The following is a 14,625-nucleotide window of genomic DNA, read 5'->3' as shown; positions in this document are numbered from 1 at the left end:
GCAGGGGGATCGGGCCATCATCGTCCGCGACTGATCGACGACAGGTGGAATACACGGTGCAGGCTGATCAACGCTTTGCGATGACGTGTCCCGGAGGAGTCTCCGCGCAACGGGTGTCGTTCGTGCGGGCCGGCGACGCCGGTGCATGCCTGGCTTGCGACGAGTCGATGGTGGGGGGCTACCTGCCGCCCGGCTGGCAGGGCCTGGTGGTCGGGCGCAATGCGTTGCGGGTCGTCTCCGGAGACTGGTGCAGTGCGGCGTTGCCCGGCACTTGCCTGATGAAACTGCAGGTGTTCATCGACATGGGCGTGACCGTCGAGCGCGACCGTCCGTGCGCACAACCCTGGGCGGTCCTGCCCATGCCGCCGGCGGTGAGCCGCAGCCGGGCGTGCCTGGAGCGGTGGTACATCGAACGGGCGCTGCGCGACGATCCCGACTATCGACGATTCGCCAGCGTGCTGCGCCAGAGCGCGAGCTACTGGCTGGTGCGGTTCCTGCTGGAGCAGGGCACCGCCAGCGAAAAACTGATCGGCCTGGCCCGACGCTACGGGGTTTCGGTCTCGCATTTTCGGCGGCTGTGCCACCAGGCGCTGGGAGGCGCGGCCAAGCCGGAGCTGCGGGACTGGCGCGCGGCCAAGGCGCTGTTGCGGATGATCCGCGGCGGTGGCTCGCTGACCGACGTCGCACTGGAATACGGTTATGCCTCCTCGTCGCATTTCTCCAAGGAAGTGCGCGAACTGCTCGGCGTCGCACCGAGCCGGCTGCTCGATCTCGTGGAGCAACCGGATTGACAGCGCGGACGTTGCGACGCTGGCTCGGTGCCTGGCTGCTGTTCTGCCCGCTGTGCTGGAGCGTCAGTGCCGCGCCCGCCGGGAGTGGCGACTACGTGGCCCGCGAAGAGGGCCTGCGCAGTTTTTTTTCCGCGCTGTCGGCGCCGTTGGGCAAACCGATCATCGTCAGCAAGGCGGCCGCCGGCAAGCGCATCAGTGGCGAATTCCCGCTGCACTCGGCCCGCCAGACCTTCGACCGCATCGTCGCCCAACTGGGGCTGATCTGGTACAGCGACGGCCAGGCCATCTACCTGTATGACGCCGCCGAGGTGAAAAGCTCGGTGGTGGCACTGCGAGTGATCAGCGTCGATACCCTCAAGCAGTTCCTGCGCCAGTCGGGCCTCGAGGATGCGCGCTATCCGTTGCGCAACGACGGGCGCCGGACCTTCTATGTGTCCGGTCCGCCGATCTATGTCGACCTGGTCATGCAGGCGGCGCAACTGATGGACAACCGGCCTTCGGAACTGCTGCTCGGCCAGCAGCGGATCGGCGTGATCCATCTGCTCAATACCTTCGTCGGCGATCGCGAGTACGAACAGCGCGACCGCAAGGTGTCGATTCCCGGCATGGCCACGGTGATCGAGAGCCTGCTCAAGGGCGAGCCGGGCGGCGTCGAGCCCCAGGTCGAAGTCAAGACCGTGGGCGGCAGCCCGTTGCGCATGCCGCAGTTTCCCCTGGAAGGGCTGGCGACGCCGATTTCCCCGGAGGACCCCACCGCACCCCGGGTGCTGGCGCGGGAGGCCGCCGCCGGCAATATCCGGGTGGTGGCCTACCCGGATACCAACAGCCTGCTGGTCAAGGGGCTGCCCGAGCAGGTGCGCTTCATCGAGAACCTGGTGGCGGCGCTGGATGTGCCCAAGCGCCATGTCGAGCTGTCGCTGTGGATCATCGACCTGAACCAGGACGAACTGAACCAGCTCGGCGTGAGCTGGCAAGGCGGGATCAAGGTCGGCTCGCAACTGCAGGTGTCGCTCAATGCCGGTTCTGTGACCACCCTGGATGGCGTTTCCTTCATGGCCCGGATCCTGGCCCTGGCCCGGAAGAACCGCGCCAATGTGGTGGCGCGGCCGGTGATCCTGACCCAGGAGAACGTACCGGCGCTGTTCGACAACAACCGCACCTTCTATACCCAACTGCTCGGCGAACGCAGTGTCGATCTGCAGAGCGTGACCTACGGGACCCTGGTCAGCGTGCTGCCGCGCTTTGCCATCGCCGATGAAATCGAGATGTCGCTGAACATCGAGGACGGTAGCGAGGTCGAGCGCAGCGCGGGCGACGCTGGCGCGTTGCCGGTGGTCGGGCGCACCCGGATCAATACGGTTGCCCGGGTGCCCCAGGGCAAGAGCCTGCTGGTCGGTGGTTTCACCCGTGACGATTACCGCGAACAGGTCGCCCGTATTCCGTTGCTCGGTTCGATCCCGCTGATTGGCGGGCTGTTCCGTTACCGGGTCGACAGTTCGGCGAACACCGCCCGGGTGTTCCTGATCCAGCCCCGGGAAATTCTCGGCGCCTTGCAGGCCAGCACCCAGGACCTGGGCAAGGGCCTGATGAGCGTCGAACAGCAGGAAATGGTGCGCCGGGCCTTCATGCGGGCGGTGGACGGCTGATGGTCTCGATCCATTCCGTTTCGAGCCGGGCCCTGCTCGCCCGCCTCGATGCCGCCCGGCAGGATGCCCAGGCCCAACCCGATGCCGAACCGAGCGATGCGGAGGCGGATCCGGTGGCACTGTTGCAGCGCTTCATCGAGAAGAGCGACGACATGTCGGCGGCCCTGGCCGGCTTTCGCCAGCGCCGACATTTCGAACTCAAGGCCGAAAGCCGGCCGGACAGTTTCGAGGCGGTTCTCGACGAAGATGTGCAGCCCAAGGCCCGGCAGGTACTGGCCCTGGCCAAGGCCACGGACAAGCCGGTCGAGTGGCTGTTGCAGGCGGCCCGCGGGTTGTTTCCCGATGACAGCGACCTGGTGCTGGTGCTGCGCGAACTGCTGCGCCGCAGCAGGCTGCAGGCCGCGACGCGCCAGCGCCTGGAACAGCTGCTCGAAACGGTGGTGGCCCAGGCCTCGCCCCGGCGGCTCAAGGCCGGCATCAACAGCGCCCTGAAAGCCCGTTTGTTTGGCCGGGTGATGGAACTGCGCGCGGGGCTGTTGCGTGAAGCCTACCGGGACTACCTGGAGAGCGAAGCCGGCGCGGTCACCTGCTACGAAGACTGGGTGGCCCTGTTCGGCGCCGGGCGGCGGGTCACGGTACTGGCCTTCATCGAGGCGGCCCTGCTGACGGACATCGCCGCCCAGGACCCCAGTTGCTCGCGTCAGGAGTTCGGTCCCCTGCTGGCCCGGCTCACCGACCTGAAACGCCTGCGTTCGGCCGATGCCACGTTTGTCGCCAGCGTGCTGGGCGACGAACGGGTGTGTCGCTGCAATGACGAGGAGGCCGACTGGCTGGTGTTTTTCTTCGGCGTGCTCAGGCACCCCGGCGAACTCGACCAACTGTTGTCGGGGGTGCTCGGTGAACGGGTGTTGCTGACGCTGTACCGGGAGCGCTCGGCATTGCTGCAGGTGCTGCGGCGGGCCTGTCTGCGACTGCCCCACGAACTGTTCGCCGACGAGGACGCCCTGGCACGACTGGCCGAGCAGTTCCTGGCCCTGGCCGATGTCGTCCTGGGCCATGAGCAGGTCGAACGGCGGCGTGGCGTCCGGCCTTTCGACGAGACTGGAAACTAGCCGGCCATGCCCGATCGATTCCTGCGCGCGGTTTCGGCCCGCCCCGAACTGCTGATCCTGTCGCTGATGGTGATGATCATCGCGATGCTGATCATTCCCCTGCCGACGCCGCTGGTGGACTTCCTGATCGGCCTGAACATCGTCATTTCCCTGCTGATCTTCATGGGCTCGTTCTACATCGAACGAATCCTCGGCTTCTCCACCTTTCCGGCCCTGTTGCTGCTGACCACGCTGTTCCGCCTGGCGCTGTCGATCAGCACCAGCCGGCTGATCCTGACCCAGGCGGATGCCGGCGAGATCATCGCCTCGTTCGGCGAGTTCGTGATCGGCGACAACCTGGTGGTGGGTTTCGTGATCTTCGCGATCGTCACTGTCGTACAGTTCATCGTCATCACCAAGGGTTCGGAGCGGGTGGCCGAGGTGGCGGCGCGGTTTTCCCTGGACGGCATGCCGGGCAAGCAGATGAGCATCGACGGCGACCTCAAGGCCGGCGCCATCGACGCCGACCAGGCGCGCGACAAGCGCAACGTGCTGGAGCGCGAGAGCCAGCTCTACGGCTCCTTCGACGGGGCGATGAAGTTCATCAAGGGCGACGCGATTGCCGGGATCATCATCATCTTCGTCAACTTTCTCGGCGGCATCGCCATCGGCGTCGGCCAACAGGGGATGGACTTCGGCGCGGCGTTGTCGATCTACACCCTGCTGACCATCGGCGACGGCCTGGTGGCGCAGATCCCGGCGCTGCTGATCGCTATCGGCGCCGGCTTCATCGTCACCCGGGTCAACGGTGACGAGGCCAACCTGGGGCGCAACATGCTCACGCAGATGTTCGCCAACCCGTTCGTGGTCGGCGTCACCGCCCTGCTGGCGGTGGCCGTCGGGCTGCTGCCGGGCTTTCCGCTGGCGACCTTCGTGGTGATTGCCGCACTGCTGGCGCTGGTGGTGTTCCTGCGCTGGCGCCAGTCGCGCCTCGCCTCGGGCGAGAGCCGGCAGAGCGAGGCGCAGGCGCCGGTCGAAGCGCCGGCTGACGGAGAACTGGGGCTGCTGGACAGCGTCGATGAAATCGCTACCGAGACGGTGGCGCTGATCCTGCTGGTGCCCTCGGCGCGGCTGGCCGAGTTGCGTGCGGCCAGGCTCGCCGAGCGCTTTCGCAGCCAGTTCTTCGTCGACTACGGCCTGAAGATCCCGTTGCCGCAGCTACGGGCCTCCGAAGTGCTGCCCGACCACCAGGTGGCGGTGCTGATCAACGAGGTGCGCGCCGACCAGTTCGACATTCATTTCGATCACTGGCGGGTCCTCGACTATTCGCCGGAACTGGCCGCCATGGGCCTGCCGCTGGTGCGCGGGCGCGACAGCAACAACCTGGAAAGCATCTGGATCGCCGCCGCGGGCAGGACCACCGCGACGGAGCTGGGCTATCGGCTGCGTGCCGCCCATGACGAATGCTACCGCTGCCTGGTGACCCTGCTGGCGCGCAACATTAACGAGTTCTTCGGCGTGCAGGAAACCAAGGCGCTGCTCGACGAAATGGAGGGGCGCTACCCGGACCTGCTCAAGGAGGTCTATCGCCACGTCACCGTGCAGAAGATCGCCGAGATCCTCCAGCGCCTGGTCGGCGAGCGGATCTCCGTGCGCAACCTCAAGCTGATTCTCGAATCCCTGGCCCACTGGGCCTCCCGGGAGAAGGACAGCATCACCCTGGTCGAGCACGTGCGTGGCGGCCTGGGGCGCTACATCAGCAACAAGTTCGCCCATGGCAACGACCTGCGCGTGCTGCTGCTGTCGCCGGAGTTCGAGGACGTGGTGCGCCATGGCATCCGCCAGACCTCCAGCGGCAGCTTTCTCAACCTGGAGCCGGCGCAGTCCGAGGACCTGATCGATCGGCTGAGCCTGGGCCTGGAAGGCCTGCACGTGCCGCAGAAGGACCTGGTGCTGCTCTGCTCGGTGGATGTGCGGCGCTATGTCAAGAAACTGGTCGAAGGACGATTTCGCGAGCTGGACGTCATGTCGTTCGGCGAGATCAGCGAAACCATCTCCGTCAATGTCATCAAAACCCTCTGAAGGAAAGTACCCATGCAGAATATGGACATCGCCGAACGCCTGCGGGCCGCTCTGTTGTACAGCGGGTGCACCGCTGCGCAACTGGGAAGTTTCGACGGCCACAGCACCATCGAACTGGAAATGAAGGAGCAGCCCAACATCCGCGTCGACGTCATCGATGGCGACGTCTGGCTGTGGAGCGTGCTGGCGCAGATGAGCCCCGCGGCCTTCGCCTACAGTGCCGAAGCGCTGCTGCGTTATCTGTTGCGGGGTAACGCCGATGCCCGCACCGGGCAATTGCAACTGTTCGAGGCCGACGGGCAGTTCGAGGTGCGACTGATGCTCGGCGAGCCGGCGCTGGCCAGCGACCAGTCCTTTGCCGAGGCGATCGACGGGTTCATGCAGGACACCGAGGAACTATGCCGCATCATTCGCCAGTGAGCATGCTGCGCCTCGAACGCCGCGGTGCGCACCCGCGGCGCCTGAGCGGTCCGCTGATCGAGGCGGCGTTGCATGGGGTGTCCATCGGCGAGGTCTGCGAGGTCCGTCGGCACTGGGCCTCGACCGGGCTGCTGGCCCGGGCCCAGGTGATCGGCTTCAAGCCCGACGTGGTGGTGCTCAGCCTGCTCGGCGAGGCGCGCGGGCTGTCCCGCGAGTCGATGATCGTGCCGACCGGTTCGACCCTGCGCCTGTATTGCAGTGCCGGGATGCTCGGCAGCGTGCTCGATGCCCGCGGTGCCATCGTCGAGCGCCTGGCCCCGGCGGCGGGGTTCGCCGGCGAGGATTACCCGGTGGATGCCGACCCGCCGTCCTACCGGCAGCGGCGGCCGGTGAGCGCGCCGCTGATCACCGGTGTCCGCGCGATCGACGGCCTGCTGACCTGCGGGGTCGGCCAGCGCATGGGGATCTTCGCCGCGGCCGGTTCGGGCAAGACCACGCTGATCAACATGCTGATCAGCCATGCCGAGGCCGACGTGTTCGTCATCGGCCTGATCGGCGAGCGTGGGCGTGAGGTGACCGAGTTCATCGAGCACCTGCGCCACAGTCCCAGGCGGGCGCGTTGCGTAGTGGTCTACGCGACCTCCGACCTGTCCTCGGTGGACCGCTGCAACGCGGCCCTGCAGGCGACCGCGGTCGCCGAATACTTTCGCGACCAGGGGCACTGCGTGGTGCTGCTGCTCGACTCGCTGACCCGCTATGCCCGCGCCCGGCGTGACCTGGCCCTGGCAGCCGGCGAGCTGCCGGCGCGGCGCGGCTATCCGGCTTCGGTGTTCGATGCCTTGCCGCGCCTGCTCGAACGTCCCGGGCACACGGCGCAGGGCAGCATCACCGCGTACTACACGGTGCTGCTGGAAAGTGACGATGAACCGGACCCCATCGCCGAGGAGATCCGCTCGATCCTCGATGGGCATATCTATCTGAGCCGCAGCCTGGCCGCCAAGGGCCATTTCCCGGCGATCGATGTGCTGCGCAGTACCAGCCGGGTGGCGCTGCAGGTAACCGATGAAGCGACCCGGCGCCTGGCGATCGCGACCCGCGATGTGCTGGCGCGCCTGGAGGCGTTGCAGGTGTTCCTCGATCTGGGCGAGTACAGCCCGGGAGCCGACGCGGCCAATGATCAGGCCATGGCCTGCCGCGACGACCTGTACGCCTGGTTGCGCCAGGCCGCCGATCAGCCGAGCCGAGCGGACGAAACCCTGCGGAGCCTGCATGAGCTCATTGGCTGATATCGACCGCCTGCTCGGCTTCACGACCTGGCGCCTGCGCCGGGAAGAGATCGCGTTGCTGCGCCTGCGCCAGCGTCGGGCACAGTTGCTGCGCGAAGGGGCGGCGCTGGAGGAGCAGGAGGTGTCGTTGCGGGCACTGCTCGACAGTCATCGTGCCGACAACTGCGTGCTCGACCCCTGGCAGCTGCGCGAGACGCTGCGGCGCCAGGCGGTGATTCGCCGGCAGATCCAGCTCCTGGCACTGGAGCGTCGGCCGCTGCACGAGCAACACGCGCAGCTCGACGGGCAGATACGGCAAGGCCAGCAGGCGCTGGAGCTGATACGGCGCAGGCAGTCGAAGTACGCCGTGGTGCGGCGGCGCTTGAGTCGTGAGTTGCAACTGGAGCGGTTGCGTCGCGATGAAGCGGAAGTCGATGAACTGATGGGAAGCAGACGATGAACAGCATTTTCCCCGTATTGCCTGTGATCGAGCCTGTCACGGGCGAGGGGCTCGAATGGCCGGGACGGATCGACCCGGACAGGGAGCCTCTCGATGAGGAGGCGATACCCGAAGGGGTGGCCCTGTTGCTGGCGGTGCTTGAGCCGAGGCTGGCACGCCGTCCGGGCGCGTTGTCGATGGCGGCGGCCGGTCAGCCTGCGGATCTGGGCGACCGGTCGGCAGAGGGGGTGGGTATACGGAAAGTCGCAGAGATGGCTGTGCTGCCGAGCGGCGCCGGGCTGGGCGATGAAGGCGTGCCCGGTGGGGAGAGGGAGGTTGTCCGGATCGAGGGTGCGCCTCGTGACGGGCTGGCCGCCCCGGTGCAGGGCGTAGCGGTCGAAGAGCGTCCGGTGAAGGCGGCCGAAGAGCACCTGGCAGCGGCAGAGATCGCGCAGGAGGAGGCTGTCCTGCGGGTGGCTGCCGAGCTCTCCCAGGGTGTGGCGCAGGTGCGCCCGGAGACTCCGGTCCCGTTGGCCCAGGCATTTTTCGAGGGCGCGGCTGACGAACGGACGGCGATGTCCGGGCAGCATGAGGACGCCGCGCCGGAGTCGCGCGAACAGGACGATGAGGCGAGTGGCGATTTACTTCAGGTGCCTTTCCACAATGAACGTGCCCAGGGGCAGGTGCTGGTCAGCCGGGACGAAACCGGAGAAGCCGGGTTGTTGATCCGCGCGACCGACCGGCGGGTGTTCGAACAGCTCAGGGGGCACTTCGAGCAGGCCGGGCAGCCAGGCTGGCGGCTGGGCGGTGTGGCCGAAAATGACCAGGCTCGCTCGGCGTGACGGGGCGGTGGCCGAGGCTGCGCCGGCTCGACCCGCTGGATTATGCGTACCGGCACCGGGTCGAGCGTTGGCGCCAGGCGGGTTGCCAGGCCGACCTGCAGGTGCCGCCGCCCGGGGCCGACTATCTGCAGTTCCACGCCGAAGGCCCGGGGGGAGGCTGGCAGGGGCTGGTCGAGGCCCGTGAATGGCTTGCCGGCCTGCTGCCGACATTGCCCGCGCTGCTGAAGGCGCCGTGCTCCATCGAACGGATCGTCGAGTTGTTCCAGGCCCTGGCGCGTCCGCTGGAGGTTGGCCTGGCAGAACTGGATTACACCCAGTTGGCATCGGTCGTGGTGAGTACCGTGCCGGCGCGGGATCAGCCTCTGCCACGCCTCGTGACGGCACGGGGTTCGTTGTGGCTGTTGCGCCTGCCCGCCGGGCCGCGACCGCCGCAGCCGCTGCCGTTCAGCCCCTGGCTCTGGCATCTGCCGCATTGCCTGCGGATGACGCTCGGCTACAGCCGGGTGCCATCGACCCTGCTGTCCATCCTTGCCAGCGGCGACGTATTGCGAATCAGCCGGTTGACCCGGCAATGGCTGCTCGCCGACCAGCCGGTCGGCGAGTTCACCCTTATCGAACAAGGCCTGCACATGACCCTGTCACCCAACCCTGCCGATACCCCACCAGCCGAACCCGGCACGGCGCTGGGGCACCTGCCCGTGCACCTGGAGTTCGTGCTGCATGAGCAGCGCATCAGCCTGGCCGAGCTGGCGGCGTTGATCGAGGGCCAGGTGCTGGAACTGGAACCGTCGGTGCTGGACCGGATCGAGATCCGCGCCAACGGCCGGGTGCTCGCCCGCGGCGAGCTGGTGCAACTGGGCGAGGGGTTGGGCGTGGAGTTGCAGGAAGTCCGTCGGGAGGCTGCCGGTGAACAATGATGTGTCGCTGATCGCGCTGCTGGCGTTCGCCTCGTTGCTGCCATTCCTGGTGGCGGCGGGGACCTGCTACCTGAAGTTCTCCATCGTCTTCGTGATTGTGCGCAATGCCCTGGGCCTGCAACAGGTGCCTTCGAACATCAGCCTCAACGCGATTGCACTGTTGCTGGCGCTGTTCGTCATGAGCCCGGTGGTGCAGCAGGGTCATGCCTACTACCGGGATCACCAGGTGCGCTTCGACAGCGTCGAGGCGCTGGTGGAGTTCAGCGAGAATGGCCTGGGCAGCTACAAGGACTATCTGCGCCGCTACACCGATCCGGAGCTGGCGTTCTTTTTCGAACGGGCCCAGCGGGCCGGCAACACCGATGCCGCCGCGTTGGCCGACGAGGAAACCGAACCCTCGCTGTTCGCCCTGCTGCCGGCCTATGCGCTGAGCGAAATCAAGAGCGCCTTCAAGATCGGTTTCTACCTGTACCTGCCCTTCGTCATCGTCGACCTGGTGATCTCCAGCATCCTGCTGGCGCTGGGCATGATGATGATGAGCCCGATGATCATCTCGGTGCCGATCAAGCTGGTGCTGTTCGTTGCGCTCGATGGCTGGGCCCTGTTGTCCACCGGGCTGGTCGGGCAGTACCTGGCATTGCACGAGTGAGCGCCGACGGATGAACGACCTGGTGTATGCCGGCAACAAGACCCTTTACCTGATCCTGCTGCTGGTCGCCTGGCCGATCATCGCCGCCACCGTGGTGGGCCTGGTGGTCGGCCTGATCCAGACCGTCACCCAGTTGCAGGAGCAGACCCTGCCGTTCGCCCTCAAGCTGCTGGCGGTCTCGGCCTGCCTGTTTCTGCTGGCGGGCTGGTACGGCGAGACGCTGCTGGCGTTCAGCCGGGAAATCATGCGCCTGGCGCTCGGTTGACGGCCCCGTGTCGGTCACGCTGTTCTTCGATCTGCACGCCTGGCTGGCGGCGGCGCTGGTGGCCTCGGCGCGATGGGCGCCGATCTTCTTCATGCTGCCGTTTCTCAATGGCGGGGTGCTGACCGGGGCTTCGCGCCAGGCGGTGCTGGTGCTGGTCGCGCTGGGTTTCTGGCCGAGTGCGGGCATTGCCTTGCCGGCGCTGGACAGCCTGGCGTTCGCCGGCCTGCTGGTCGGCGAGGCCGGGCTCGGCATCCTGCTGGGCTGCCTGCTGTGCTGGCCGTTCTGGGTGCTGCACGGCATGGGCAACCTGATCGACAATCAGCGCGGGGCGATGCTCAGCAGCACGGTCGACCCGGCCAACGGCGTGGATACCTCGGAGCTGTCGAACTTCCTCCAGCTGTTCGCCGCGGTGGTCTACCTCGAAGGGGGCGGGCTGCACCTGATGGTCGAGACCATGGCCCGCAGCTACCAGTTATGCGCGCCGGGGCTGGCCTGCCAGATGAGCCTGGCGCTGCTGATGGCCGTGCTCGATGGCCTGCTTGGCAAGATTCTGGTCATCAGTGCGCCGGTGGTCGCCAGCCTGCTGATCTGCGAGGTACTGCTGGGGCTGTTGTCGCGCTATGCGCCGCAGATGAATGCTTTCTCCGTCTCGCTGACGGTCAAGGGCCTGGTGGCGCTGGCGGTGCTGATCCTGTATTTCGGCAGCCATCTGCCGGACGAGGTGCTGGGCATGGCCCAGTCCCTGGACAGGCTGGCGGCATACCTGGGCACGCCGGGGCGGTCGTGACATGTCCGACAGTGCCTCGAAAACCGAAAAGCCGACCACCAAGCGCCTGCGCGATTCCGCGCGCAAGGGCCAGACCTTCAAGGCCAAGGATCTGGTTATCAGTTGCATGATGCTGTGCGCGATCCTGTTCCTGGTGTTCGGCGTGTCATTGCTGGAGGTCATGGAGGTCTACCGACGGATCATCGCCGCCGGCCTGGCCGATGATATCCAGCGCTACAGCGCGCAACTGCTCGAACTGGCGTTGCTGTGCATCCTGCCGCTGTCGCTGGTGTGCGTGTTGAGCAGTGCCCTGCCGGCGCTGTTGCAGAGCGGTTTCGTCCTGGCCTTCGAGGCGCTGAAGCTGAACCTGGACGCGCTCAACCCGATCAACGGGTTCAAGAAGCTGTTCAGCCTGCGCACGCTCAAGGACAGCCTCAAGGCCGTGCTCTACCTCGGCAGCTTCGGCGTGGCGCTGTGGATGGTCTGGCAGGCGGAGCGCCAGTTGCTGTTCGCCCAGCTGTTCGCCCAGCCGGCCGACCTGTTCCCGGCCTGGGGGCGGATGCTGCTGAGCCTGCTGCTGACGTTCATGGCCTGTGCGCTGCTGATCGTGCTGCTCGATGCCCTGAGCGAATACTGGCTGCACATCCGCGAACTGAAGATGGACCTGCATTCGGTCAAGCGCGAGCACAAGGAGCAGGAGGGCGATCCGCAGATCAAGCACAAGCGCCGCGACCTGCACCTGGAGCTGCTTTCCGAGCAGGTCCGCTCGGACATCCGTGGCTCGCGGGTCATCGTCGCCAACCCGACGCATATCGCCATCGGCATCTACTTCCGGCCGGACCTGAGCTTCATCCCCCTGGTCAGCGTGATCGAGACCAACCAGCGGGCCCTGGCGGTACGCGCCTATGCCCGCGAAATGGGGATTGCGGTTGTCAGCGATATCCGCCTGGCCCGGCGGATCTACCGCACGCACCAGCGCTACAGCTTCATCAAGCTGCAGGAAATCGAGGAGGTCCTGCGCCTGCTGGTCTGGCTCGAACAGGTCGAGCAGGCCTGAGCCGGCCCCGTTCGGGGGGCTGCCGGCATGAGCGCATTTTGGCGGTGGGGGCGTGGGGATTTTGGCTCAATGCAGGCGTCAATCAGGCTGGCGCCATCTTCAGGAGTGTGGTCGATGAGTCGCAAAGACATGCAAGAGGACGAACAGATGGCTTTCGAGGCGGTGCAGGCCGTCCTGGAAGGCCTGCCGCTCAAGGATGTGCGCGGGATCAGCGATGAGCAGATGGACAGTCTTTATGCCTATGCCTACGAGTTCTACGAACAGGGGCGACTGGACGACGCGGAGAAGTTTTTTCACTTCCTGTGCATCTACGACTTCTACAACAGCCAGTACTGGATGGGGCTGGCGGCGGTACACCAGTTGCGCAACAACCACCAGAAGGCGATCGAGCTGTACGCCGTGGCCTTCGCCCAGGGCAAGGACGACTACCGCCCGATGTTCTACACCGGCCAGTGCCAGCTCGCCCTCGGGCAGGGCGGCAAGGCCAAGCTGTGTTTCGAGTATGTGCTGGAACGGGTCACCCATGACGACTTGCGCAGGCAGGCCCAGGTCTACCTCGATGCCTTGAGTCATATCGATAGCCGAGCAACGGAGGATCAGCAATGACAGACATCAGTGGGGTCGTGGGTACCAGGCCCCTGGTGGTTCCTGACGCAAGCCCCTATGCCGAGGCCGCCCGCAAGGCCGCCAGGACCGACGAGTTCCAGCGGCTCAACCATGAACTGCTGGCGGGCCTGGAGTCGGTGGACTACCAGGCCGAAGGTGACGTGCGCAGCGATGCCCGGCCGCGGCTGCAACCGCCACCGGCGCGGGCCGGCGAAGGTCAATTGAACGCCGAGGGCGAGTTCGTCCGCCTGATCGCCTCGCTGGTCGAACTGCTGGGCAATAGCAGCCTGGAGAGTTTGAAGAACCGCCTGTCGCTGCTGCGCTCGATGGCGCATGCCTCCCAGCAGGCCTTGCAACAACTGTCCGCCGATTATGCCGGGGCGCTGGCCGAACTGGTGGCGGCCCAGGGCGACGTCGATACCAGCCAGGAGCGGCTGGAGGCATTGAAGGCCCGGCTCGACCAGGCCCAGCCCGAACTCGACGCGGCCGAGTCGCACCTGGCGTCGCTGAATCCGTCGTCGCCGGAGTATGCCGAGGCGTTGGCCAGGCGGGATCGGGCCAAGGCGGCAGTCGCTCCGTTGCAACAGGGCTTCTCGCAGGCCGCGGATGCCCATGTCCAACTGCTCGGCAAGGCCAAGCTCGCGGCCATCAGGGCCGAGGGGTTGGCCCGGCAGGTTCAGGACAAGGCGGGGGGACGGCCGATCGCTGACGAACTCGGCAAACAGCACCTGAGTTCCGCGGGCGCCCTGGTACTGGCGATGGCCAGGTTGATCGAGTTGCTGGGCGACGCGGCCGACCGGCAGCTGCAGGCCGACCAGGAACTGTTCCTCGATATGCAGGCGGCCCGCCAGGAGTTCATGCGGATCAAGTCCGAGGAATACCAGGAGGAAGTGCGCAAGGCCGAGGCGGCCCAGAAGGCCATGGGCTGCATGGGCAAGATCCTCGGCTGGCTGGTCATGGCCATCAGCGCGGTGGTGGCGGTGGTCAGCACCGTTGCCACCCTGGGAGCGGCCGCACCCGCCGCTGGCGCGCTGGTCGCTGCAGCGGTTGGCATTGTCGGGGTGCTGGCTTCGCTGTCGGACATGATCGTCAAGGAAGCGACCGGCAACTCCTTCATGGAAAAGGCCATGAAGCCGGTGATGGAGGTGTTCCAGAAACTGGTCAAGCTCATGGCGGACATGTACAGCCAGGCCCTGATGGCACTGGGTGTGCCCGAGGACAAGGCGAAGATCATCGGCGCGGTGTTGGGCGCGATTGCCGCGGTGGTCATGGTCATCGCCGCCGCGGTGGTGGGTATCCAGGCTGCCGGGCCGGTGCTTGGCTCGGTGATGAACAAGGTCATGGAAAAGATGGGCGACGTGTTCTCCAAGATGGTGCCGGAGCTGCTCAAGCAGAGCCTCGGCAGCCTCGGCAAGAGCCTGGCCAGGCTGGCGGAACAGTTGCGTGGCCTGGTGGCGTCGTCCACCGACGAGGTGGCGGTCGGTCAATTGAAAAACCGTCTCGAACTGCTCCTGGCGACGGTACAGACAGCGGGAACCGCCACCCAGTCGGGGCTGCAGATCAAGAACGGGATCCACCAGAAACAGGGGGCGGAGCACCTGGCCGACATCCGCGTCAGCATGGCCATCGTCGATGCCCTGGGCGGCTACCTGGAGGAGGCGCTGGAGACCTTCGCCCGCCTGGTCGAAAACAATGACGAGCAGATGAAGCGCTTCATGGCCAAGGCGCAGCAGGATCACAGCGCGGCGCTTCAGATCGCCCGCAATATCAGCCTGGAACGGAGGTAGTG

The 14,625-nt window shown here is 66.3% G+C and carries 15 protein-coding genes; all 15 read left to right on the top strand.

Features of this window, described 5'->3' with window-relative positions; translation table 11 throughout:
• Window positions 1–80: 80 nt before the first annotated feature.
• The 15 genes from PF66_RS14110 (at window position 81) to sctE (ending at window position 14,623) form a co-directional block, all read left to right on the top strand.
• Window positions 81–791 (top strand): helix-turn-helix domain-containing protein, encoded by a 711-nt coding sequence (locus PF66_RS14110; RefSeq protein WP_241494355.1) that lies wholly within the window; start codon window positions 81–83, stop codon window positions 789–791.
• The gene (gene sctC, locus PF66_RS14105) at window positions 788–2,437 is read left to right on the top strand and encodes a type III secretion system outer membrane ring subunit SctC (protein ID WP_425357896.1); all 1,650 of its coding nucleotides are present in this window, start codon (window positions 788–790) and stop codon (window positions 2,435–2,437) included. The genes PF66_RS14110 and sctC overlap by 4 nt, the downstream gene beginning before the upstream one ends.
• Window positions 2,437–3,549: a type III secretion system gatekeeper subunit SctW gene (gene sctW / locus PF66_RS14100; protein ID WP_054063033.1), complete on the top strand. Its 1,113-nt coding sequence runs from the start codon at window positions 2,437–2,439 to the stop codon at window positions 3,547–3,549. The genes sctC and sctW overlap by 1 nt, the downstream gene beginning before the upstream one ends.
• A 6-nt stretch (window positions 3,550–3,555) precedes the next feature.
• Entirely contained in the window at window positions 3,556–5,610 is a 2,055-nt protein-coding gene (locus PF66_RS14095) for an EscV/YscV/HrcV family type III secretion system export apparatus protein (RefSeq protein ID WP_054063032.1), read from the top strand.
• Window positions 5,611–5,622: 12 nt separating this feature from the next.
• On the top strand, window positions 5,623–6,030 hold the full coding sequence (locus PF66_RS14090; protein ID WP_054063031.1) for an Invasion protein B family: 408 nt from the start codon (window positions 5,623–5,625) through the stop codon (window positions 6,028–6,030).
• On the top strand, window positions 6,009–7,316 hold the full coding sequence (gene sctN / locus PF66_RS14085) for a type III secretion system ATPase SctN (protein WP_193394205.1): 1,308 nt from the start codon (window positions 6,009–6,011) through the stop codon (window positions 7,314–7,316). Before PF66_RS14090 ends, sctN begins: the two co-directional genes overlap by 22 nt.
• A complete protein-coding gene (locus PF66_RS14080) occupies window positions 7,300–7,755 on the top strand; it encodes a protein SpaM (RefSeq protein WP_054061557.1) in 456 nt (151 codons plus the stop codon). Before sctN ends, PF66_RS14080 begins: the two co-directional genes overlap by 17 nt.
• Window positions 7,752–8,576, top strand: coding sequence for a hypothetical protein (locus tag PF66_RS14075; protein WP_054063029.1), 825 nt, complete (start codon window positions 7,752–7,754; stop codon window positions 8,574–8,576). Before PF66_RS14080 ends, PF66_RS14075 begins: the two co-directional genes overlap by 4 nt.
• Window positions 8,573–9,493 carry a FliM/FliN family flagellar motor switch protein gene (locus PF66_RS14070; protein WP_054063028.1) on the top strand — a complete coding sequence of 307 codons (921 nt, stop codon included), beginning with the start codon at window positions 8,573–8,575 and terminating at the stop codon, window positions 9,491–9,493. Before PF66_RS14075 ends, PF66_RS14070 begins: the two co-directional genes overlap by 4 nt.
• Window positions 9,483–10,142: an EscR/YscR/HrcR family type III secretion system export apparatus protein gene (locus tag PF66_RS14065; RefSeq protein ID WP_054063027.1), complete on the top strand. Its 660-nt coding sequence runs from the start codon at window positions 9,483–9,485 to the stop codon at window positions 10,140–10,142. Before PF66_RS14070 ends, PF66_RS14065 begins: the two co-directional genes overlap by 11 nt.
• 10 nt (window positions 10,143–10,152) lie before the next feature.
• Window positions 10,153–10,407 (top strand): EscS/YscS/HrcS family type III secretion system export apparatus protein, encoded by a 255-nt coding sequence (locus tag PF66_RS14060; RefSeq protein WP_054059453.1) that lies wholly within the window; start codon window positions 10,153–10,155, stop codon window positions 10,405–10,407.
• Between the two features lie 7 nt (window positions 10,408–10,414).
• Window positions 10,415–11,194 (top strand): type III secretion system export apparatus subunit SctT, encoded by a 780-nt coding sequence (gene sctT, locus PF66_RS14055; protein ID WP_054063026.1) that lies wholly within the window; start codon window positions 10,415–10,417, stop codon window positions 11,192–11,194.
• A gap of 1 nt (window position 11,195) precedes the next feature.
• A complete protein-coding gene (locus PF66_RS14050) occupies window positions 11,196–12,230 on the top strand; it encodes an EscU/YscU/HrcU family type III secretion system export apparatus switch protein (protein ID WP_054063025.1) in 1,035 nt (344 codons plus the stop codon).
• A 114-nt stretch (window positions 12,231–12,344) separates the two neighbouring features.
• Window positions 12,345–12,836, top strand: a complete 492-nt coding sequence (gene sicA, locus PF66_RS14045) for a type III secretion system translocator chaperone SicA (protein WP_054059456.1) — start codon at window positions 12,345–12,347, stop codon at window positions 12,834–12,836.
• Complete coding sequence (sctE, locus tag PF66_RS14040; RefSeq protein ID WP_054063024.1) at window positions 12,833–14,623, top strand: type III secretion system translocon subunit SctE; 1,791 nt, start codon at window positions 12,833–12,835, stop codon at window positions 14,621–14,623. The genes sicA and sctE overlap by 4 nt, the downstream gene beginning before the upstream one ends.
• Window positions 14,624–14,625 lie beyond the last annotated feature (2 nt).

Source organism: Pseudomonas asplenii (assembly GCF_001293465.1).
GTDB lineage: Bacteria > Pseudomonadota > Gammaproteobacteria > Pseudomonadales > Pseudomonadaceae > Aquipseudomonas > Aquipseudomonas fuscovaginae_B.
Note: the sequence above shows the minus strand (reverse complement) of the source record. Positions and strands in the feature narration are given on the sequence as shown.

Bases quoted from the DNA above. Each gene is read 5' to 3' on its own strand.
- PF66_RS14075 (WP_054063029.1), top strand. From the start codon at position 7,752: ATGAACAGCATTTTCCCCGTATTGCCTGTGATCGAGCCTGTCACGGGC.
- sicA (WP_054059456.1), top strand. From the start codon at position 12,345: ATGAGTCGCAAAGACATGCAAGAGGACGAACAGATGGCTTTCGAGGCG.
- PF66_RS14090 (WP_054063031.1), top strand. From the start codon at position 5,623: ATGCAGAATATGGACATCGCCGAACGCCTGCGGGCCGCTCTGTTGTAC.
- sctW (WP_054063033.1), top strand. From the start codon at position 2,437: ATGGTCTCGATCCATTCCGTTTCGAGCCGGGCCCTGCTCGCCCGCCTC.
- sctE (WP_054063024.1), top strand. From the start codon at position 12,833: ATGACAGACATCAGTGGGGTCGTGGGTACCAGGCCCCTGGTGGTTCCT.
- PF66_RS14095 (WP_054063032.1), top strand. From the start codon at position 3,556: ATGCCCGATCGATTCCTGCGCGCGGTTTCGGCCCGCCCCGAACTGCTG.
- PF66_RS14110 (WP_241494355.1), top strand. From the start codon at position 81: ATGACGTGTCCCGGAGGAGTCTCCGCGCAACGGGTGTCGTTCGTGCGG.
- PF66_RS14080 (WP_054061557.1), top strand. From the start codon at position 7,300: ATGAGCTCATTGGCTGATATCGACCGCCTGCTCGGCTTCACGACCTGG.
- PF66_RS14060 (WP_054059453.1), top strand. From the start codon at position 10,153: ATGAACGACCTGGTGTATGCCGGCAACAAGACCCTTTACCTGATCCTG.
- PF66_RS14050 (WP_054063025.1), top strand. From the start codon at position 11,196: ATGTCCGACAGTGCCTCGAAAACCGAAAAGCCGACCACCAAGCGCCTG.
- sctN (WP_193394205.1), top strand. From the start codon at position 6,009: ATGCCGCATCATTCGCCAGTGAGCATGCTGCGCCTCGAACGCCGCGGT.